Origin of the sequence: Rhizobium sp. NZLR1b, assembly GCF_019685155.1 — a bacterium.
In the GTDB taxonomy this organism is placed as follows: domain Bacteria; phylum Pseudomonadota; class Alphaproteobacteria; order Rhizobiales; family Rhizobiaceae; genus Rhizobium.
This window is the reverse complement of the sequence record NZ_JABDWC010000011.1, coordinates 127631-149026: the sequence shown is the minus strand read 5'-3', so window position 1 is coordinate 149026 and position 21396 is coordinate 127631. Positions and strand designations below refer to the sequence as shown.

At 60.3% G+C, this 21396-nt stretch carries 22 protein-coding genes and 1 tRNA gene; 5 read left to right on the top strand and 18 right to left on the bottom strand.

The features are described from left to right. Positions 1–97 precede the first annotated feature (97 nt). Complete coding sequence (upp, locus tag HJB84_RS17820) at positions 98–727, top strand: uracil phosphoribosyltransferase (protein ID WP_003544477.1); 630 nt, start codon at positions 98–100, stop codon at positions 725–727. Positions 728–853: 126 nt separating this feature from the next. After that, positions 854–1423, top strand: a complete 570-nt coding sequence (locus HJB84_RS17815; protein ID WP_207582479.1) for a TIGR02281 family clan AA aspartic protease — start codon at positions 854–856, stop codon at positions 1421–1423. 4 nt (positions 1424–1427) lie between these two features. On the opposite strand, the gene deoA is transcribed toward HJB84_RS17815, so the two are convergent. The 9 genes from deoA to HJB84_RS17770 all read right to left on the bottom strand — a co-directional run bounded on the left by deoA (position 1428) and on the right by HJB84_RS17770 (position 10022). Further along, entirely contained in the window at positions 1428–2735 is a 1308-nt protein-coding gene (deoA, locus tag HJB84_RS17810) for a thymidine phosphorylase (RefSeq protein ID WP_207582478.1), read from the bottom strand. A gap of 1 nt (position 2736) precedes the next feature. Further along, positions 2737–3513: a deoxyribose-phosphate aldolase gene (gene deoC, locus HJB84_RS17805; protein ID WP_207582477.1), complete on the bottom strand. Its 777-nt coding sequence runs from the start codon at positions 3511–3513 to the stop codon at positions 2737–2739. Next, complete coding sequence (locus HJB84_RS17800) at positions 3506–4315, bottom strand: purine-nucleoside phosphorylase (protein ID WP_207582476.1); 810 nt, start codon at positions 4313–4315, stop codon at positions 3506–3508. The genes deoC and HJB84_RS17800 overlap by 8 nt, the downstream gene beginning before the upstream one ends. Continuing rightward, the gene (locus tag HJB84_RS17795; RefSeq protein ID WP_207582475.1) at positions 4312–4701 is read right to left on the bottom strand and encodes a cytidine deaminase; all 390 of its coding nucleotides are present in this window, start codon (positions 4699–4701) and stop codon (positions 4312–4314) included. Before HJB84_RS17795 ends, HJB84_RS17800 begins: the two co-directional genes overlap by 4 nt. A 1-nt stretch (position 4702) precedes the next feature. Next, the gene (locus HJB84_RS17790; RefSeq protein ID WP_207582474.1) at positions 4703–5674 is read right to left on the bottom strand and encodes an ABC transporter permease; all 972 of its coding nucleotides are present in this window, start codon (positions 5672–5674) and stop codon (positions 4703–4705) included. A gap of 10 nt (positions 5675–5684) precedes the next feature. Continuing rightward, positions 5685–6788 (bottom strand): ABC transporter permease, encoded by a 1104-nt coding sequence (locus HJB84_RS17785; protein WP_207582473.1) that lies wholly within the window; start codon positions 6786–6788, stop codon positions 5685–5687. A 7-nt stretch (positions 6789–6795) separates the two neighbouring features. Then, positions 6796–8307: an ABC transporter ATP-binding protein gene (locus tag HJB84_RS17780; protein WP_207582472.1), complete on the bottom strand. Its 1512-nt coding sequence runs from the start codon at positions 8305–8307 to the stop codon at positions 6796–6798. A gap of 88 nt (positions 8308–8395) precedes the next feature. Continuing rightward, a complete protein-coding gene (locus tag HJB84_RS17775; protein WP_221116499.1) occupies positions 8396–9388 on the bottom strand; it encodes a BMP family protein in 993 nt (330 codons plus the stop codon). Positions 9389–9704: 316 nt separating this feature from the next. After that, positions 9705–10022: a hypothetical protein gene (locus tag HJB84_RS17770; protein ID WP_221116498.1), complete on the bottom strand. Its 318-nt coding sequence runs from the start codon at positions 10020–10022 to the stop codon at positions 9705–9707. 227 nt (positions 10023–10249) lie between these two features. Between HJB84_RS17770 and HJB84_RS17765 the strand changes: the two genes are divergently transcribed. After that, positions 10250–10339 (top strand) — tRNA-Ser (locus HJB84_RS17765). Between the two features lie 256 nt (positions 10340–10595). On the opposite strand, the gene HJB84_RS17760 is transcribed toward HJB84_RS17765, so the two are convergent. Further along, positions 10596–11333, bottom strand: coding sequence for a hypothetical protein (locus tag HJB84_RS17760; RefSeq protein ID WP_207582469.1), 738 nt, complete (start codon positions 11331–11333; stop codon positions 10596–10598). A gap of 221 nt (positions 11334–11554) precedes the next feature. On the opposite strand from HJB84_RS17760, the gene HJB84_RS17755 reads away from it, so the two are divergent. Beyond that, positions 11555–11764, top strand: a complete 210-nt coding sequence (locus tag HJB84_RS17755; RefSeq protein ID WP_003555857.1) for a KTSC domain-containing protein — start codon at positions 11555–11557, stop codon at positions 11762–11764. Positions 11765–12144: 380 nt separating this feature from the next. Beyond that, on the top strand, positions 12145–12384 hold the full coding sequence (locus tag HJB84_RS17750; protein ID WP_184376805.1) for a CrpP-related protein: 240 nt from the start codon (positions 12145–12147) through the stop codon (positions 12382–12384). On the opposite strand, the gene pncB is transcribed toward HJB84_RS17750, so the two are convergent. From pncB to HJB84_RS17710, 8 genes are all read right to left on the bottom strand, one after another. Continuing rightward, positions 12366–13670 carry a nicotinate phosphoribosyltransferase gene (pncB, locus tag HJB84_RS17745; RefSeq protein ID WP_221116497.1) on the bottom strand — a complete coding sequence of 435 codons (1305 nt, stop codon included), beginning with the start codon at positions 13668–13670 and terminating at the stop codon, positions 12366–12368. The two genes, HJB84_RS17750 and pncB, sit on opposite strands and share 19 nt — an antisense overlap. Positions 13671–13857: 187 nt before the next feature. Then, the gene (locus HJB84_RS17740) at positions 13858–14223 is read right to left on the bottom strand and encodes a hypothetical protein (protein WP_221116496.1); all 366 of its coding nucleotides are present in this window, start codon (positions 14221–14223) and stop codon (positions 13858–13860) included. Positions 14224–14354: 131 nt separating this feature from the next. Next, entirely contained in the window at positions 14355–15311 is a 957-nt protein-coding gene (locus tag HJB84_RS17735) for a glyoxylate/hydroxypyruvate reductase A (RefSeq protein ID WP_221116495.1), read from the bottom strand. An 8-nt stretch (positions 15312–15319) separates the two neighbouring features. Beyond that, entirely contained in the window at positions 15320–16957 is a 1638-nt protein-coding gene (locus HJB84_RS17730; protein ID WP_221116494.1) for an ABC transporter ATP-binding protein, read from the bottom strand. Next, positions 16954–18102 carry an ABC transporter permease gene (locus tag HJB84_RS17725; RefSeq protein ID WP_207582462.1) on the bottom strand — a complete coding sequence of 383 codons (1149 nt, stop codon included), beginning with the start codon at positions 18100–18102 and terminating at the stop codon, positions 16954–16956. The genes HJB84_RS17730 and HJB84_RS17725 overlap by 4 nt, the downstream gene beginning before the upstream one ends. Beyond that, on the bottom strand, positions 18102–19190 hold the full coding sequence (locus HJB84_RS17720; protein WP_207582461.1) for a microcin C ABC transporter permease YejB: 1089 nt from the start codon (positions 19188–19190) through the stop codon (positions 18102–18104). Before HJB84_RS17720 ends, HJB84_RS17725 begins: the two co-directional genes overlap by 1 nt. 150 nt (positions 19191–19340) lie before the next feature. Then, positions 19341–21170 carry an extracellular solute-binding protein gene (locus HJB84_RS17715; protein WP_207582460.1) on the bottom strand — a complete coding sequence of 610 codons (1830 nt, stop codon included), beginning with the start codon at positions 21168–21170 and terminating at the stop codon, positions 19341–19343. 16 nt (positions 21171–21186) lie between these two features. After that, a complete protein-coding gene (locus tag HJB84_RS17710) occupies positions 21187–21390 on the bottom strand; it encodes a hypothetical protein (protein ID WP_207582459.1) in 204 nt (67 codons plus the stop codon). Between the last annotated feature and the right edge of the window lie 6 nt (positions 21391–21396).

The window sequence follows — 21396 nt, the reverse complement described above, 5'->3', positions numbered from 1 at the left end:
GCGAGGCTGGGGATGATCGGCGCAAATTGGCCGCCACTCTTGCAGTCGGGCCGATTTCCGTGAAAGAAACATTCGATAGAAAATGAAAGGCTTCCCCATGGACGGCGTCACGGTCATCGATCACCCGCTGGTGCAGCACAAACTCACCATCATGCGGCGCAAGGAGACATCGACGGGAAGTTTCCGGCGGTTGCTGCGCGAAATCTCGACGCTGCTCTGTTACGAGGTGACCCGCGATCTCGAACTGACAATGGAAACGATCGAGACGCCGCTGCAGACGATGGAATCGCCAATCCTCGAAGGCAAGAAGCTGGTCTTCGCCTCGATCCTGCGCGCCGGCAACGGCCTGCTCGAAGGCATGCTCGATCTCGTGCCTTCCGCCCGCGTCTCGCATATCGGCGTTTACCGCGACCACGAAACGCTGCAGCCGGTCGAATATTACTTCAAGGCTCCGGAAGACGTGGCCGAGCGGCTGATCATCGTCGTCGACCCGATGCTTGCAACCGGCAATTCGTCGATCGCCGCGATCGACAAGCTCAAGGAACGCGGCGCCCACAATATCCGCTTCCTCTGCCTGCTTGCCGCTCCCGAAGGCATCCGCAACTTTCGCGCCGCGCATCCCGATGTTCCCGTGTTCACTGCGTCGATCGACAGTCATCTCAACGAAAAGGGCTATATCATGCCCGGCCTCGGCGATGCCGGCGACCGCATGTACGGCACCAAGTAATTTCAGATTTCGTTTACCAAATCGAAAGCCTTGAAGGCCCGGTGGTTCATTCCGGGCCTTTTTGTTGGCGATATTAGCAACTTGTCAGCACTTGAGGTTTAGCAATTCCGAAGCATGAGGCCCCGCATGAAGCGGGGTTTATACAGGAAGGATTTCTGTTTCATGCTCGTGCGTACCGTCCTATTCGCCAGCATCGCCGCGGTGCTCGCAACACAGGTGCCTTCCTTCTTCGGAGACACCGGCCAGCGGTCTGCTGACGCGCTTTCCGCCAATTACCTATCGACCGAAAGCGACAAGCCCGCGGCACCCGCACCGGTCTCAGGCAGCAATGCGATCCGTCTGCAAGCGGATGCCCAGGGCCATTATACCGGCGGCTTCAAGATCAACGGCAAGTCGGTGCAAGGCCTGATCGATACTGGCGCCACCTATGTCGCGCTCAACGAGACGCTCGCCCGCCGACTGGGCTTCACCGCAAACCAGCTCGATTTCCGCTACGGGGTGAACACCGCAAACGGCCAGACGAAGGCGGCGCATGTGATGCTCGACCGGGTGGAAATCGGCGGCATCCGCGTGCGGGACGTCGAAGCCTTCGTCCTCAAGGACGAAGCGCTGACGACGACGCTAGTCGGCATGAGCTTCCTACAGAAGCTCGCCTCCTATTCCGTCGCCGACGGTTCGCTCAGCCTGAAGCAATAAACCATCAGATCCGGGTCGAGATCACCGGCGGCAGCTCCGGCTTTTCCTTGGTGATGCGGTAATGCGCGGCGAGTGCCGCCGCTGCCCGTTCCGCCGCCGCTTCGTCGGCGGCGTGAACCAGCGCGATCGGTTCGCCGGCGCTGACACGGGTGCCAAGCGGCAGAAGCTCGGAGAAGCCGACGCGATGATCGATCCGGTCGGCCGGATGGCGTCTTCCGCCGCCGAGATCGATGACGCTGATGCCGATACCGCGCGCGTTGCAGGCGGCAAGCCAGCCGGACCGAGGGGCGAGAACAGGTTTTTCCGCAGGCGCCCTGGCCAGATATTTGCCGGGGTTTTCGATAAGATCGGCCGGACCGCCGAGCATGGAGACCATGCGGGCGAAAACCTCGGCCGCCTGTCCCGATGACAGCGCCTTGCGCGCCATCCCCTCGCCTTCATCAGGGGAAGGTGCAATGCCCGATTTCACCAGCATCTCGGCGGCGAAGGCAAGAATGACGGTTTCGAGCCGCGTGTCCGCCTTCCTACCCGCCAGGAAATCCAGGCAGTTGCGCATCTCGACCGCATTGCCGGCTGCATCGGCGAGCGGCTGGTTCATGTCGGTGATCAGCGCCGAGGTCTTCACGCCTGCGCCATTGGCGACCTCGACCAGCGACTGCGCCAGGATCTCCGCCTGGGCACGGTCGGCCATGAAGGCGCCGTTGCCGACCTTGACGTCCAGCACCAGCGTCTGAAGCCCGGCCGCAAGCTTCTTCGACAGGATGGAGGCGGTGATGAGGGGAATGGAATCGACGGTTGCAGTCACATCGCGCACGGCATAGAGCCGGCCGTCGGCAGGCGCAAGGGCCCCAGTCTGGCCGATGATGGCGCATCCGGCCTCCTTCACGACCTTGTGGAACAGGTTCGCATCCGGGGTAATCATATAGCCGGGAATGGATTCGAGCTTGTCCAGCGTGCCACCGGTATGGCCAAGGCCGCGCCCTGAAATCATCGGAACGGCGAGACCGCAGGCCGCAGCGATCGGCGCCAGCATCAGCGAAACATTGTCGCCGACGCCACCGGTCGAATGTTTGTCGGCGATCGGGCGGTCGATATCGGCCCATTGCAGCCTGTCGCCGGAGTCGGCCATCGCCAGCGTCAGGGCGACGGTCTCGGCCCGCGACATGCCCTTGAACCAGACGGACATGGCGAAGGCGCCGATCTGGCCTTCCGACAGCTGACCGGCAGCGAGTGCTGCGATGAAGGACCGGATATCGTCGGGGTCGAGCTCGTCGCCATCGCGCTTACGCCGGATGATCTCCTGCGGGATCATCTCAATAGCTCGACGCCGCAGCCGGTGCAGACTGTGTTCCGCTCAGAACCGCCAGGATATCGTCAAGCAGACTGGAAGCGCCGAAACGGAAGGTCGACGGCATCGCCCAGTCGGGCGCCATGATGGTTTCGGCAAGACTCAGATAGAGCGCGGCATCAGCCACCGAACCGATGCCGCCGGCTGGCTTGAACCCGACCTTGCGGCCGCTTTCGCGAATGGCGCGGATCATGATGTCGGCGGCCTCGAGTGTCGCATTGACGGCGACCTTGCCGGTAGATGTCTTGATGAAATCGGCGCCGGCGTCGATGGCGAGTTCAGAGGCGCGGCGGATCAATGCCGCATCCTTCAACTCGCCGCTCTCGATGATGACCTTCAGAAGGACAAGGCCGGCGCATTCGGCGCGCACGGCCCTGACCATGTCGGTCACCGCCTTCTCATTGCCGGAAAGCAGCTTGCGATAGGGGATGACCAGATCGATCTCGTCGGCGCCGTCGGCAATCGCCTCGCGTGTCTCGGCGGCGACGTCGGCCACTTCCATATCGCCGGAGGGGAAGTTGACGACGGTAGCGATGCGCACGGCATGGCCGATGCCGAGGATATTGCGGGCCTGAGCGACGAAGCGCGGCCAGATGCAGATTGCAGCGCTGTTGCCGTAGGGCGTCTGCGCGCGGGCGCAGAGCACATCGATCTGCGCCTCGGTGCAATCGTCCTTCAAATTGGTGAGATCGAGAAGGGAAAGGGCGACAGCCGCCGTTTCCCGGATGGAATGGCTATTCATCTTTACTTCCTCCGGCCGCAATCATGTCTTTCAATATGGCGGCGAGACGGGCGCCGCCGATGGGCGCCATGTCCTTGGTTTCTTCATGGCTGAGCTCATTGCCGGTCATGCCAGCCCCATAGTTGGTGATAACCGAGGCGGCGGCAACCCTCAGGCCCAGCATTCTTGCAATGATGACCTCGGGCACCGTCGACATGCCGACGGCATCGGCACCGAGGATGCGGGCCATGCGGATTTCGGCGGGCGTTTCGAAGCTCGGGCCCGAAAACCACATATAGACACCGCGCGCCAGCTCGATTTCGAGTTTGGCCGCTGCCCTTTGCATCGCCCCAGCAAGGCCCGCATCATAGGCATTGGTCATACCGACGAAACGATGGTCGCTTTCCTCGCCGATCAGCGGGTTCATGCCGGAATAGTTGATGTGATCGGTGATTTGCATCACCGAACCGGGCGGCAGGTCGTCGCGTAGCGATCCGGCAGAATTGGTCAGGATCAGCGCTTCGACGCCGAGCGCCTTCAGCACCTCGATCGGCAGGCGCATGGCGCTGGCATCGCCCTTTTCGTAATAATGCACACGGCCGGAGAGCATGACGATAGGCACGCCTCCAAGGCGGCCGGCGACGACTTCGCCCGCGTGACCGGAGACGGCACTGACGGGAAAGCCCGGCAGGTCGCGATAGGGAACACGCACGGCGCCGTCCAGCTGGCCGACCAGGGAGCCGAGACCGGAGCCGAGCACGATGCCGTGGCGCGGCTTGATGCCGCCGAGCAAAGCGGCAAGCAGGTTGACTGTCGCCTTCATCCGAGTTCGGTCTCGAAGCTGAAGGGAAGAAGCTCTTCCATCGTCATCGTCTTCTGCACGCCTGCGTCATCACAGAGATAGATCTTCGTCTCCTTGGAGGCGAATTCGGAGATCTTCTGGCGGCAACCGCCGCAGGGCGGGCAGAGCGGCAGCTTCTCGGCAATGACCGCCATTTCGACGATCTTCTTGGCGCCGCCCATGATCATGGCGCTGATCGCCGTCGGCTCGGCACACCACCCTTGCGGAAAGGACAGGTTTTCGATGTTGGCGCCGGTATAGACCTTGCCGTCCTCGGCGCGGATCGCCGCACCGACCGGGAATTTCGAATAGGGCGCATGGGCAAAAGCCATCGCGCCGCGGGCGGCTTCGAACAGGTCGTGGGACATATCAACGCTCCTTCGTATAGGGCACGCCGCCGGCTTTCGGCGGGGTCGCGACGCCGATGAAGCCGGCAAGCAGGACGCAGGTCAGGATATAGGGCAGCGCCTGAAAGACCTGCACTGGCACTTCGCCGATCAGCGGCACCTGCTTGCCCTGCATGAAATTGGCCAGCGCATCGAGGAAGCCGAAGAGCAGGCAGGCAAACATCACCGGCACCGGCTTCCACTTGGCGAAGACGAGGGCGGCGAGCGCGATGTAGCCCTTGCCGGCCGACATGTCCTTGATGAAGGCGGCGGACTGGGCGATTGCCAGATAGGTGCCGGCAAAGCCGCAGAGGATGCCGGCGCACATGACGGCGCGGTAGCGCAGCCAGGCGACCGAGATGCCGGCCGTATCCACCGCACCGGGGTTTTCGCCGACGGCGCGCAGCCGCAGGCCGAAGCGGGTGCGGTAAAGCACCCACCAGGAAAACGGCACGGCAAGAAAGGCGAGGTAGGTCAGAATATTGTTGCCCGATATGACATTGGCATAAAGCGGGCCGAAGATCGGTATGTCGCGGGCGGCATCGGCACCCGGCAGGATGATCGGTGCGAAACGCGCATCCGGCGACAGCTGCGGCGTGCGCCCGCCTTGGCCGAACCAGGCCTGACCGAGCACGATGGTGATGCCGGCGATGAAGAAGTTGATCGCCACACCCGAGACGATCTGATTGCCGCGGTTGGTGATCGAGGCAAAGCCATGCACCAGGCTGAGCGCCACCGAACAGACGATGCCGGCACCGAGCCCGAGCCAGGCCGAATCGGTGAGATAGGCGATGCAGGCGGCAGCAAAGGCCGAGCCCAGCATCTTGCCCTCAAGGCCGATATCGAAGATGCCGGCGCGTTCCGAAAACAGACCGGCAAGGGCGGTGAAGATCAGCGGGATCGACAGGCGGATGGTCGAGCTCAGAACGCTGATGAAGATGTCATAATAATCCATCGCCCGCTCCTTAACCGCGCTTGAACTGTTGGTAGAGCCGCACCATCGCCGGCCGGAACATGTATTCCAGCGCGCCGGCGAAGAGGATCACCAGACCCTGGATGACAAGGATCATCTCGCGGGTGATGTTCGGCATTTCGAAGGAGACCCAATCGCCACCCTGGTAGAGGATGCCGAACAGGATCGCCGCCATGATGATGCCGAGCGGATGGTTGCGGCCCATCAGCGACACGGCGATGCCGACGAAGCCGGCACCACCGACGAATTCCACCTGCAGGCGGGCCGACGAACCCATGACGGGGTTCAGCGCCATCATGCCGGCAAGGGCGCCGGAGAGCAGCATGGCGACAATGACCGTGCGGGCATAGGGGATGCCGGCATAGTCGGCCGCCGTTCGGCTGACGCCCAGCGTGCGCATCTCGAAGCCGAGCTTGGTGCGCCAGATCAGGACCCAGACAAACCAGGCGGCAAGAAGGGCGATGATAAAGGAGACGTTGAACGGCGCAGCACCCAGCTTGGCTCCGAACGTCGTCATGAGCCAACCAAGCTTTGGAAGCTGCCCTCCCTCAAGGAAGGTGCGGGTTTCAGGCGCCATCTTGCCCGGCACGATCAGCACGTGCACCAGCAGATACACCATGAGGGCGGCGGCGATATAGTTGAACATGATCGTCGTGATGACGATGTGGCTACCGCGCTTTGCCTGGAGGAAAGCGGGGATGAAGGCCCAGGCCGCACCAAAGAGACCTGCGCCGATGACGGCGATCGGCATCGTCACATACCAGGGCACGTAACGATCGAGCGCCAGTGCCACCAGCGCGCAGCCGAGACCGCCGACATAGGCCTGGCCTTCGGAGCCGATGTTGAAGAGGCCGGCATGGATTGCCACCGCGACGGAGAGGCCAGTAAAAATGAAGCTCGTCGCATAGTAGAGCGTGAAGCCGATGCCTTCGCCGTTGCCGAGCGCGCCCTCGAGCAGCAGCGACAGCGCGTCTAGCGGGCTTTCGCCGATCAGCCAGACGACAAAACCGGAGATCAGGAAGGCGACGACGAGGTTTAAAAGCGGAATCAGGCCGTAGTTGATCCAGTGTGGTAGCGGAACGGAAGCAGTGCTCATAAAGGCCTCACGCGGCAATGCCGGCCATCATCAGGCCGAGGGTCTGTTCACCGGCATCGGGCGTCTTCTCGCCGACCACATGGCCGGCAAACATGACAAGGATACGGTCTGAAAGGGAGCGGACTTCATCGAGTTCGACGGAGACGAGCAGGATCGCCTTGCCGGCGTCACGCATTTCGATGATCCGGCGGTGGATGAATTCGATGGCGCCAATATCGACGCCGCGGGTCGGCTGGCCGATGATCAGCATCTTCGGATCGCGCTCGATCTCACGGGCAACGACGATCTTCTGCTGGTTGCCGCCGGAAAAATTCGCCGTCTTCAGCCGCGGGTTCGGCGGACGGATATCGTATTTCTCGATCATCTCCATCGCATCCTTGCGGATCGCTTCGAGATCAAGTAGCGGACCTTTGCTGTAGCCCGGGCGCCGGTGATAGCCGAGCACGGAATTTTCGTATTCCTCAAATTTCAGCACCAAGCCCATGTGGTGGCGGTCTTCGGGAATATGGGCGAGACCGAGTTCGCGCAGGCGGGCGGGATCGGCCTTGTCGATCGTCTGGCCGTCGAGAAGGATTTCGCCGGAGGTCGGCTTGCGGATGCCGGCAATCGCTTCCAGCAATTCGGACTGGCCGTTGCCGGCAACCCCGGCAATGCCGACGATCTCGCCGGCGCGCACGTCGAAGGAGACATTGTCGACCATGGTGACGCCGCGATTGTCCTTGACCGAAAGGTTGCGGACGGAGAGCACGGCGGCGCCGGGGTTCGCCTCGCCTTTCTGTACGCGCAGCAGCACGCGGCGACCAACCATCAGCTCGGCAAGCTCCTCCACCGTCGTTTCCGCCGTCTTGCGGGTCGCGACCATCTCGCCGCGGCGCATGACCGAGACGGTATCGGTGATCGCCATGATCTCGCGCAGCTTATGGGTGATGAGGATGATCGTCTTGCCCTGGTCGCGCAGCACCTTGAGGATGCGGAAGAGGTGATCGGCCTCTGCCGGCGTCAACACGCCGGTGGGTTCGTCGAGGATCAGGATCTCGGCGCCGCGATACATGGCTTTCAGGATTTCGACGCGCTGCTGCAGGCCGACCGGAAGCTCTTCGATCAGCGCATCCGGATCGACCTCGAGACCGTATTCCGTTTCCAGCCGCTTGAGTTCGGCGCGGGCCGATGCAACACCTCTCGCCAGCAGCATGCCGCCTTCGGCGCCGAGCATGATGTTCTCAAGCACCGTGAAATTGTCGACCAGCATGAAATGCTGGTGCACCATGCCGATGCCGGTGGCGATCGCCGCCTGGCTGTCGCGGATGGTGACGGGATTGCCGTTGACGCGGATCTCGCCGCTATCGGCATGGTAGAAACCGTAGATGATCGACATCAGCGTCGATTTGCCGGCGCCGTTTTCGCCGATGATGCCGTGGATCGTCCCCCTGGCGACGGTGAGGTTGATGTCCTTGTTGGCATGGACGGCACCGAATTTCTTATCGATGCCGACAAGCTCGATAGCGGGCTTATCTGTCACTGCAGGCTCCAAATAAGAAAAGGGCGTATGGCGAAAATCCCCTCCGCCATACGCCCGATCTCAATCGTCGATCATTTCCGGGCGCGGATCACTTCGGGCAAGCGTTGTCCGAGGTGTAATCGTGAACCTTGATGGTCCCCGCGATGATATCGGCCTTGGCCTTGTCGACGGCCGCCTGCATTTCCGGCGTGATCAGCGACTTGTTGTTGTCGTCGATCGCTGCGCCGACACCCTCTTCCTTGACGCCGAGCGCCTGGACGCCACCGGTGAACTTGTCGTTCTTAGTGTCGGTATAGGCGTTGTAGACGGCGAGATCGACACGCTTGACCATCGAGGTCAGAACAGAGCCCGGATGCAGATGGTTCTGGTTGGAATCGACGCCGATCGACAGCTTCTTGTTATCGGCGGCCGTCTGCAGAACGCCGAGACCGGTGGCACCGGCTGCCGCGTAAATGACATCGGCGCCCTGATCGATCTGGTTCTTGGTGAGTTCTCCGCCGCGAACCGGGTCATTCCAGGCTGCGCCCGTGGTGCCGGTCATGTTCTGGAAAACTTCGACATCGGCCTTGGCGGCGCGTGCGCCCTGTTCATAGCCACATTCGAACTTGCGGATCAGCGGAATGTCCATGCCGCCGACGAAGCCGACCTTGCCGGTCTTCGATGCCATGCCGGCGAGAACGCCAACGAGGTATGAGCCTTCCTCTTCCTTGTAGACCACGGAGCGCACGTTCGGTTTATCGACGACGGAGTCGACGATGATGAACTTGGTGTCGGGGAATTCGGCTGCAACCTTCTCGATGGCCGAAGTCCAGGCGAAGGAAACGGCTACCACCGGATTGAAACCGCGGCTTGCGAAGTTGCGGATGGCCTGTTCGCCCTGGGTGTCGCCCGTCGGCTCGAAGTCGCGATAGGCAATGCCGGTCTCGGCCTTGAACTTCTCGGCGCCGTTGTAGGCCGCCTCGTTGAAGGACTTATCGAACTTCCCGCCGGTGCCGTAAACCAGCGCCGGCTTGACATCGGCAGCGAGCGCCGTCGTCGACATGGCAGCCACGGCAAGGAGAGTGAGAAGGGATTTTTTCATTGTGCAGCCCTGTTGTTGCTATTCGTTAGGGGTCCTCCCGCAAGTCCTTTTCGGACATGTCTGCGGAACCACCGACCTCCCCCCGGAGGCCTGGCTGCGTGCATCCTTGCATGGCTCACGGAAAAATTCACCAGAAATTTTTCAGCTGGTAAAGATTTGCAGCGATTGCCGAAAATCCGTTCTTCGGGGCTGATTTTTAGACATTTCCGCCGTCGGGATGCGAAATTTCCAGCCAATCCGGCAGCCATGTCGGGGCTACGGAAACAATGGAGGCCGATCGGATTCCCGGCCGGGTCGCGGCGGCAAAACGGCTTGCCTATGCGGTGAAGCGACCAGCCACCGGCGGCTTCTTATAACCGATCATCCAGAGAAGCAGCGCGATCACCAGGAAAACGGCAAAGGCCGGCTGGAGCATCAGCCATTGGAAGATGAAGGTGTAGAACCGCGGGTGGACATAGTAGGAAAGGGAGGATTGCAGCGACATGAGGGTTGTCGGGCTCACATCCTGCCATGCATCGGAGATCGGCGTCACCACCACTGAGGACGCTGCAACCGATTGGATCGAATCGATGGTCCCGGCAATAACGGCCGCCGCAAGCGCGACAAGGCTGGCCAGACGCAACAGGAAACGCATCAATTCCTCCGACGCTCGTTATGCCGGACAATTCCGGCCGGCCGCGCCATTCTCCACCTTGAGAATTACATAGTCATCGATGAGGTGAAGCACAATGGACGGGTCGAGGCGAGTTTTATCGGAAGAAGTCAAAAAACTGTTAGATTTCGGTTGATCGACAAAAAATCATCGGTATATATCGCGCCGTTCCGACGATTTGCTCCTATCCAGGCGCGAACGCCAAAGAAGGACAGGTGGCCGAGTGGTTTAAGGCGCACGCCTGGAACGCGTGTGTACGTGAAAGCGTACCGTGGGTTCGAATCCCACCCTGTCCGCCATACCGCAAGGGGACCCCTTGCATCTTCAGCGACACCGCAAGATTCGAGAAAATCGATTGCGCGCCCGAAGGCGCGTAACCCGGAGAACAGTCTGCGCTTGCAGACATCTGCGCTTCTCACCTAACCATGACGAAACCGACTTGAAGAAGCTTGAGGCTCCGACTTGTGGGACAGAACTCAAAAGCCTTTTCGCTCAGCCGCCCGGCGATCGAATTGCCTGCCAAGAACGATCCAACGTCATCACGGTTACGGATACCTATTGGAAAATTTCCGAGATCTCGCTTGTCGCTGAGATTGTATGAAGCCCTCCCTCGGACATCTGAAATTTGCGAGCCAGAACGATGGAGGCATAGCATATTCCAAATGTCCCCAGGCTTTGCGAAACAATAAGCAGTGCCAAAGCCGCGAGGCTTATTTTTCCACCCTGAAAAACAGCAGCCGCTTGGTATGACATAGACGCCGCTATGGCCATCAATAGAAACGGAACGATAGAGGGAAGAATAATCCCGGCAAACAGGCGCAAAAAGGTTGGAACGAAGCCATGTCGGCCCCTGGCAAAGGCATCTGCAAGTCCGCTGGTTGAACCTGCAATTCCGGCAGTCGGCCAGGTTCCGACAAGGGCGAGGAGCGACGGATAGCTAATTGCGAACAGCCCGCCGCATACCAGTACAAGTCCACCCGTCGACAAGGAAGCGGCGCCGAAGGCGAGAGGGAGGCCGATTACGATAGCCATTACGACAAGCACAATGAGGAAATTTTTCCAGATGTAGCTGCCAAACCCAACCATCCCTCGGTTGATCTGCACTCGTTCCGTTCCGCTCAATATGGTATTTTGGGCACAATATCCTAAATATAGCGCAACAAAAAACTGAGTTGAACCGCCACGACTGCTCTCATTGTACTCAGAAAATACTATGACCGCGCAACTTATTGCAACAACAAAACAAATAAGAAACAGATTATGCCTTAGGAAGGAAATCGTGTCACTCAGCATTGTCACCCCTGCTAGCCTGCCGCTCGCTGCCGAGTCGAGATATCGTCATCAAAATACAGCGCTGTCAAATGCAGGGCGCGTCATCAACGTGCTGGGAACCAAGAATATGTCGACGGCCCACAGCGCGTCGAACGATTCCTGATTTTTTACCATGCCGCTTCACCGCGTCTTTGCACGTTTGGGTTTATCTTCTGCCAAACTAAAACACGGAGATTAAACAGGTGGAAGAACTGTCGGTAAAGTCGAAGATCATCAAATCAGTCTATTTCAGCCAGGAAGACGGGCGGCTCAGGATTTGCTTCAAGAATGGCGAGGAGCGGCTGTTCGAAGGCGTTCCGTCCTCGGAAGCCCATGCGATGACAGTGGCGCCGTCTCCCGGCCATTATTACCTCGACCGGATCAGAACTCGGTTTCGGAGACTGGCTGCCTGACAAGCCGAGGCGCCAGCTTACGTCCCGGAATGCTCCCGATCGGGACAGGTCCGGTGGATATTAACGGCCCTTTAACCCTCCCTGTTATCTTGGTTGGATCGCGTCGGCCGGATGGCGGCAACGTGTCGGCGCTGCCGGCTTGTTCAGGGTCGGCTAGCCGGGAGGCTCGGTGGCGGACCCCAGCCAGGAAGCCGGGCCTCCCCGTCACGCTATTTTCGTTGATCGTGATCGCATGATCCCGGGTCGTTGCGGTCTCCGTTACCCCTGAACTAGCGATTTGGGGCTAATCCTGTGAAAAACTCCAATCATCGAATCCGGACTAGACAATGTTTTATTAGCATGATTGCATAAATCTATCGGATAGGACCAAGGGGGTGACGATGTTCGAGACTCTGCTTGAGATGCAGGAGCGTGGCGTACGGGACCGTGCGCGTGGCCGCAGCTTGGCCGACAATCCGATGTCGAAGCCGGATATTCTGCCGATCACCGATTTCCAGGAATGGTACTCGATGTTCGACGCCTGGCGCTTCGGCTGGTCGATCGAGGATGCGATGGCGGGGCAAAACAATGCGCCACGGGATGGCGGCGCATTGTCGCTCGCCTACACCAGAACGGTCTGATCGATCCTGTCCTCGGCGCCGAAGAATTTCAGGTAGCGCTCGACCTCTGCGGGGTCACCCGTCGCCTTCTGCGGATTGTCGGAGAGCTTGACCGCCGGACGGCCGTTGGCGTCGCTGACCTTGCAGACGACCGAGATCGGGTTGAGGCCGGATATTTCGATCGGCGCACAGCCGGAAAAATCGTTGGTCAGGTTCGTGCCCCAGCCGAAGCTCATGCGCACGCGGCCTTCGAAATGCTGGTAGGTATCGATGATGGCGTCGACATCGAGACCGTCGGAGAAGATCAGCAGCTTCTGGCGCGGATCCCGACCCATTTTCTTCCACCAGTCGACAATCTTTTCACCGCCTTCGATCGGCGGGGCACTGTCCGGGCGGAAGCCGGTCCAGTCGGCGACCCATTCCGGCGCGTCGCGCAGGAAAGCGGCAGTGCCGAAAGCATCCGGCAGGACGATCAGAAGGTTGCCGCCATAGAGCTTGTTCCAATCGCGCAGGATCTTGTAGGGCGCGTTGCGCAGCTGCTCATCGGTTTGCGCAAGGGCGGCAGCCACCATCGGCAGTTCGTGGGCATTGGTGCCGACGGCCTCGAGATCGGAATCCATCGCCAGCAACACGTTGCTGGTGCCGGTAAAGGCCGGGCCGATGCCTTCCTTCAGCGCTTCGACGCACCAGCGCTGCCAGAGGAAACTGTGACGGCGGCGGGTGCCGAAATCGGAAATGCGCAAGCCCGGCAGTTCCTTCAGCCGTTCGACCTTCGACCACATCCTCGCCTTGGCGCGGGCATAGAGCACATCGAGGGTGAAGGGACCGAGCGCCTTCATCGCCGAGCGCGACCGCAATTCGTTGACGATGGCGAGCGCCGGGATCTCCCACATGGTGGTTTCCTTCCAGGCCCCATGGAAATCCAGTACATATTGACCGTCCTTCTTCGACAGCTCGTATTCGGGCAGCTGAAAGTTGGAAAGCCAGGCGAGGAATTCCGGCTCGAAGATCTGGGCGCGGCCATAGAAACTGTTACCCGCCAGCCAGATCATCTCCTTCTTGGCGAGTTTCAGCGTGCGGGCGTGATCGAGCTGTTCGCGCAATTCACCTTCGTCGATCTCATCGGCAAGGCGCACGCGCTTAGTCCGATTGATGAGGGTAAAAGACGCGTTCACGTCAGGATAAAGCTTCCAGATCATCTGCAGCATCAGAAGCTTATAGAAGTCGGTATCGATCAGGCTGCGAACGATCGGATCGAGTTTCCAGGCGTGATTGTAGACGCGTCTTGCAATATCGGTCCTGGCCATAAAATTCCTGCCCCTGTCCACTCCGGTCAGGTGCTGCCAAATTCCCGGCGATTGCCAAGTCCGGGCCGGCGCACGAACCGGCTCGTGCGCCTTCTTATCGAAAAATCGACAGACAAAGTCCAGATAAAACAACAAGCATCCCGCGGCGCGAATGGCGGCGGGATGCGAGAGCTCATTTACCGAATGCTTATTGGGCCGGCGCTACGGGTTGGGCCGGCGCTGCAGGCGTGACACCAGGGGCGGCCGGCTTAGTGTTTGGCGTCTCGGTCGGAACCGCAGTGCCGTTTTGCAGCGTTGGCGCAGGTGCCGTGGCAGGCTGCTGCGACTGCAGCTGCTGGCCGGGCTGCTGCGGCGCCACCTCGTTTGCTTCGCGCTTGCCCCAGATCTCCACCGGGATCCAAACCACGAAAGCCAACACCAGCGCGGCGAGCAGCACCAGCAGGATGCGATAACCCGTGCGCCCCTGCCTCGCCTTCACCGGCGGGATCTGCTCTTCCCTGTGAAGCTTGCCGTCAGAATTTTCCCAGCGTGTTTCCGTCTGATGTGCCATCATCGTTTCCTTCCGCTGTCTTGACGGGCCGGATCCGGCCCGAGAATTCCACAGGGAAACGGGTGGCTGTCTGGAAGGTTCCGGGGGCTTAGATCCGGATGATTTTAGGCGCTGACAGGTTTCTGCATGACGCTCTAATAGCCGACGGCGCGGTCGACCACGAATTGCAGCGGCTCGCCGCGCTCGAAACGGGCGATCTGCGTCTCGACATGGCGGAACAGCGCGTTTTCTTCGGAGACCGCCGCGTCGTGCGGCGTGATGAAGACGTTCTCCAGTTCCCACAACGGGTTGTCGAGCCCAAGCGGCTCCACCTCGAAGACATCCAACGAAGCGCCGCCGAGGGTGCCGTCGCGGATCGCGGAAACGATATCGGCTTCGACCTGGCTCTTGCCGCGGCCGGCATTGATGAGGATCGGGCGCCCGAGCGCGCCGTCGCAGCGCAGCTTTTTGAATAGCCCGCTATTATAAAACCCCGTCGTCTCAGCGGTGAGCGGCAGCAAGCCGACAAGGATGTCGGTCCTTGCGAGGAACCCGTCCAATGCGCCGGCATCGAAGGTTTCGACGCCGTTGATCTCCTTGCGGGTGCGCGACCAGCCGATGACGTTAAAACCCATCACCTTCAGCTTGGCGACCGCATCCAACCCGAGAATGCCGAGGCCCATGACGCCGACCGTCACCTCCGCCGCTTCCGGCGCGATCAGCTTGGCCCATTGGCGCTGCCGTTGGTGGCTGTCATGGGCATATTGCCCCCGCAGATGCATCAGGCACTGCATGACCACCCATTCGCTCATGCGGGTCGTCAGGCTGCGATCGACGAAACGGACGATCGGGATCTCCGGCAGACCGTCCATGCCGATAATATGGTCGACGCCGGCGCCGCCGGAGAAGATCACCTTGAGGTTTGGCGCCCGTGCGAAAAGGTCGGCATCCGGCTTCCAGAGCAGCGCATATTCGGCCTCGCGGAGATCGCGCATCCGATCGGCCGCATCGGCGAGATTGATGCTGCCGCGATCGGAAAAGGCCGTCTTCAACACGCGGGCGACGCCTTCGGGATTGAACTTGATATCGACGAGAACGGGAGGTGTCGGCATGATCATCTTTACTGCTGCACGGTGGGCGTCGGCACCGCCTCGATGTTGAAAGCGGCCGCCATCAGCGCCCTGGTGTATTCGTCCTTCGGCGCGCGGAAGATTTCCGATGACGGGCCCTGCTCCACCACCTTGCCAAATCGCATGACGATGACGTCGTTGGCGAGCGCCTTCACCACCTTCAGGTCATGACTGATGAAGAGATAGGCGAGATCGTGCTTCCTCTGCAGATCGCGCAAGAGATCGACCACCTGGGCCTGCACGCTCATGTCGAGCGCGGAGGTTGGCTCGTCGAGCATGACGAAGCGCGGTTTCAGCACCGTCGCGCGGGCAATGGCGATGCGCTGGCGCTGACCGCCGGAGAATTCGTGCGGATAACGCCAGCGGGTCAGGGGATCGAGACCGACTTCCTCCAGCGCCCAGCAGACGCGCTGGTCGCGCTCTTCCGATGTCAAAGAGCGCTCATGGACCTTCAGCCCTTCGGCGACGATATCGCCGACCGACATTCGCGGGCTGAGCGACCCGTAGGGATCCTGGAAAACCACCTGCAGCTGGTTGCGCAACGGCCGCATCTCGCTGAACGAATAGCCGGCTATATCCTTGCCGACGAAGGCAATTCGCCCTTGCGAGGAAATCAGCCGGGTGAGCGCCAGGCCAAGCGTGGTCTTGCCGGAACCGGATTCGCCGACGACACCGAGCGTCTGCCCGGCACGCAGCGAAAGATCGATGCCGTCGACCGCCTTCACGTGATCGACGACGCGGCGCATCAGCCCTGCTTTGATCGGGAACCAGACGCGAATGTCGGAACCTTCCATCACCATCGGCTTTGCGGGATCGGCAAGCGGCGGCTCGCCGCGTGGTTCGGAGGCGAGGAGGTGGCGGGTATACTCGTGCTTCGGATTGGCGAAGACGTCCTCGACCGTTCCGGTTTCGACGATCCTGCCCTTGGTCATGACGCAGACGCGATCGGCAAATTTACGCACGATGCCGAGGTCATGGGTGATGAACAGCATCGACATGCCGTGCACGGCCTTCAACTGCCGGAGCAATTCGAGGATTTGCGCCTGGACGGTGACATCGAGGGCGGTGGTCGGCTCGTCGGCGATCAGCAATTCCGGCCGGTTGGCGAGCGCCATTGCGATCATGACGCGCTGGCGCTGGCCGCCGGAGAGCTCGTGCGGATAGGCCTTCAAGCGCTTCTCAGGCTCGCGGATGCCGACCTGGTTCAACAGTTCCAGTATGCGCTGGCGCGCCGGCTGGCCGGTGAGGCCCTGGTGCAGCGCCAGGATCTCGGCGATCTGCTTCTCGATCGAATGAAGCGGATTGAGCGAGGTCATCGGCTCCTGGAAGATCATGGTGATGTCGTTGCCGCGCACTTCGCGCAACGCCCGTTCCGACGCTTTCAGAAGGTTCTTGCCCTTGAACAGGATCTCGCCGGAGGGATGGCTTGCCGAGGGATAGGGCAAAAGCCGCAGGATCGAGTTGGCCGAGACCGACTTGCCGGAACCGGATTCGCCGACCAGCGCCACGACCTCACCCTTGGCGATATCGAAGGAGATGTGATCGACAGCAAGCGAGGTCTCGCCGCCCTGATGAAAGGCAACAGAGAGATCGCGGACGGAAAGGAGCGGTTCTGTCATGTCACTCATTGAAACGTCTTCCTCGGGTCGAAGGCATCGCGCACGGCTTCGCCGATGAAGATCAGCAGGGAAAGCATGATCGACATGGCGAAGAAGGCCGTCAGCCCGAGCCACGGCGCCTGCAGGTTGCTTTTGCCCTGAGCGATCATTTCACCGAGCGAAGGGGAGCCAGGCGGCATGCCGAAGCCGAGGAAGTCGAGCGAGGTCAGGGTGGTGATCGAGCCTGAGAGGATGAAGGGCAGGAAGGTCAGCGTCGCGACCATGGCGTTCGGCAGCAGGTGGCGCCACATGATGGTGCGATTGTTGACGCCGAGCGCGCGGGCGGCGCGGACATATTCGAAATTGCGGGCACGCAGGAATTCGGCTCGCACGATGCCGACGAAGCCGACCCAGGAAAAGAGCAGCATGATGCCGAGCAGCACGAAGAAGCCGGGCGGCAGCAGGGCCGCGATGATCAGTAGGATGTAAAGCACCGGCATCGACGACCAGATTTCAATGAAACGCTGCAAAAGCAGATCGGTCCAGCCGCCGAAATAGCCCTGCACCGCACCCGCGGTCACGCCGATGATCGCCGAGCAGATGGTCAGCACCAGGCCGAAGAGCACCGAAATCCGGAAACCGTAGATGACGCGCGCCAGCACGTCGCGGGCCTGGTCGTCGGTGCCGAGCCAGTTGAGATTGCCCAGCGTGCAATCCGGATCGTTCACGGCCTGCGGATAGCCGGCGCAGCGCTCCTCCCTGGTCATCAGCCAGAAGGGGGCAGTCGGTGCCGAATGCGGAATGTTTGAGTTGACCGAGCGGTAGGAATAACGGATCGGCGGCCAGATCATCCAGCCATTGGCATTGATCTCATCCGATATCACCGAGGAACGGTAGTCGGTCTCGGCGAGGAAGCCGCCGAACTTCTCCTCGGGATAGTCAATGAGAACCGGCAAGAGGATCTCGCCCTTGTAGGAGGCGATGATCGGCCGGTCGTTGGCGAGGAACTCGGCAAACAGGCTGAGGACGAACAGCAGCAGAAACAGCCACAGCGCCCAGTAACCGCGGCCATTCGCCCGGAAATTCTGCCAGCGACGGATGTTGGTCGGCGACAGCAGGCCCTTGCGCGGCGGCTTGACGGGCGCTGCAACAGCAGGATTTGCGGCGGCGTCCATCAGACATCCCTCCGCTCGAAATCGATGCGCGGATCGATCCAGGTGTAGATCAAGTCGGAAACCAGGCTGACCGCGAGGCCGAGCAGCGAGAAGATGTAGAGCGTGGCAAAGACGATCGGGTAATCCCGATTGATGACCGAGAGATAGCCGAGACGGCCGAGGCCATCCAGCGAGAAGATGTTCTCGATCAGCAGCGAGCCGGTGAAGAAAGCCGAGATGAAGGCGCCGGGAAAACCAGCGATGATGATCAGCATGGCGTTGCGGAAGACATGACCGTAGAGCACCTGCCGCTGGTTCAGGCCCTTGGCGCGGGCAGTGACGACATATTGCTTCTTGATCTCCTCGATGAACGAGTTCTTGGTCAACAGCGTCGTCGTGGCGAAGGCCGACAGCGAAAGCGAGATCAGCGGCAAGGTGAGATGCCAGAAATAGTCGAGCGGCTTCTGCCACCAGGCCAGCTGGTCGAAATTATCGGAGACCAGGCCGCGCAGCGGAAACCAGTCGTAGAAGGAGCCGCCGGCAAAAAGCACGATCAGCAGAATGCCGAAGAGGAAGCTTGGTACGGCATAACCGACGACGATGACGCCGGACGTCCAGACATCGAAGGTCGATCCATCCTTGATCGCCTTGCGGATGCCGAGCGGGATGGAAATCGCATAGGAGAAGATCAGGATCCAGATGCCGAGCGAGATCGACACAGGCAGCTTCTCCTTGACGAGTTCGAGCACGGAGGTATTGCGGAAGAAGCTCTCGCCGAAATCGAAGCGGATGTAATTCCACATCATTTCGCCAAACCGCGTCAACGGCGGCTTGTCGAAGCCGAACTGCTTTTCGAGCTTGGCGATCAGTTCCGGATCGAGGCCCTGGGCGCCTCGATATTTAGAGCCTTCGTCGTTACCGCCGCCGCCGAGAAGATCGCCACCGCCGGACAGACGCTGGTCGGCACTGTCGGCCTGACCGGTCAATTGGGCGATCACCTGCTCGACGGGGCCGCCGGGGGCGAACTGAATGACGGTGAAGGAAATCGCCATGATCCCGATGATGGTCGGGATCATCAATAGCAGGCGGCGAAAGATATAGGCGCCCATCAGCCTTCAGCCTCCGGGAATGATTTTTCTGCCTGCCCGCCGTCCAGTCCAATGCCGCTCAATCCGTCAGCCTTCCGTTGCCGGCCCTGCCGACGTGTCGTGATTCGCTCGTGCCATTTGGAGCCCAGGACCCCTGTATTGCAAGCCCGCTCATTTTGCCGAGGTCGACCACCAGGCATCGGGGAAGCCAAGGCTGTAGGCCGGAAACTCGGCCGGATGCGTGACGGTGTTCCAATAGGCGATGTTGTAGGTATCACGGTAGAACAGCGGGATGACGTAGTGATTTGCAAGCAAGACCCGGTCCATGGCCTTGATCGCAGCGACCTGTTCGTCGCGGTTCGGCGCGAAGATAATCATGCGAATGAGCTCATCCACGGCCGGGTTGGCAATGCCGGCGTAGTTGCGAGAACCCTGCTGGTTGACCGAGCCGGATCCCCAATAGTCGGCTTGCTCATTGCCCGGATTCATCGTCTCCGCCCAGACATTCCAGATCATATCGTAATCAAAGCTGCGTTCGCGGTTGACAGCTTGCGAAGCGTCGACTGTCCGAACCCGCGCATCTATGCCGATTTTCTTGAGATTGCTGGCATAAGGCACCGCCCAGCGCTCCAACATGGCGCTCGACAACAGTATCTCGAAACTCATCGGCTGGCCGGTCTTGGTATTGACCATGCGATTGCCCTTTAGCTCCCAACCGGCTTCTTTCAGAAGAGCAATCGCCTTGCGGAGGTTGTCGCGGCTCTTCTGCGGATCGCCGCCGACGGGATTGGTGTACGGCGTTGTGAAGACCTCCGGGGGAATCTTGTCTTTCAGGCCTTGCAGTAATTCGAGCTCACGCCCCTGCGGCAGACCGGAGGAGGCGAGGTCGGTGTTCCAGAAATAGCTGTCGATGCGCTTGTAACTGTTAAAGGCAACGGTGCGGTTCAGCTCCTCGAAATCGAGGCCGTAGTTCAGCGCCTCGCGGACCCGCTCGTCCTTGAAGAGGTCACGCCGCATGTTGGGTACGAGCGCTTGCAGGATGCCGGTGGAGCGTAGCGGATTTGCAACCTCCTCTTTTTTGACGCGTCCTTCCTTGACTGCAGGAAAATCATATCCCGTCGCCCAGCGGGCAGCCGTAGTCTCCTGCCAATAGTCGCTATTGCCGGCGCGAAAGGCTTCGAACTCGACATCCCGATCACCGAAATAGGTGTAGATGACATTGCGGAAATTGTTCTGGCCGACATTCACATTGAGATCCTTGCCCCAATAGTCGTCACGCAGTTCATAACGGATCGTGGCGCCGGGCGAGAAGGAAGCAATCTTGTAAGGCCCGGAACCCATCACCGGCTCCAGAGTCGTCTTGGTAATGTCGCGCGGCTTGCCATCCGGTCCGGCCGCCTCCCACCAATGTTTCGGCACGATCATCAACTGGCCAAGAATGTTTGGCAGTTCGCGGTTGTTCTTCTCGTCGAAGATGAAGGTGACGTCCCGATCGCCGGTCTTTTCCGCCTTGACGACGTGATGGTAATAGTTACCGGCGAGGGGGTTCAATTCCTTGGTCTTGTCCAGGCTGAAGATGACGTCTTCGGGCGTTACCGGCTGACCATCTGCCCATTTCGCCTCCTTGCGCAGGCGAAATGTCGCGCTGGAGACGTCAACGGGATAGGATAGCCCCTCGGCAAGCAGACCGTAGGAGACCAGGAGTTCGTCATCTGCCGGCTTCATCAACGTGTCGTAGGCAAGCGACAGACCTATCGCTGTTTGGCCTTTTGCCAGCAGAGGGTTGAAGGTGTCGAAGGCGCCGCTTGCTGAAAGGCGCAGATCTCCGCCTTTCAGTGCATCAGGATTGACATAGTCGAAATGCGCAAAGCCCGGCTTGTACTTCATCTCGCTGATGACGGAGCTGCCGATCTTAAAGGGCTGGTCCTGACCCGTTGCCGTCATGGGCGCCAAGGCCCCCGCAAGCGATAGAAATACACCGATCTTCGACCACAGAGCCATTCACGCTTTCCCCTGATTATTGATGGGTTCGACAATACGAAAAATACCGGCGAAAAACAGGAGAGAGTTTGGTTTTTGCCGGGCACGCGAAAATTTGACCTGGCTCGGCCGCGTCAAGGTTGAAAGCGTCAGCGGGATCGGGCGAGCGCTGCGGCGATCCGTCACCGCCTGCGGCGATCCCCGCCAGCCAAATCATCGATTCACCAAAATCGCTTTTCACGATAGA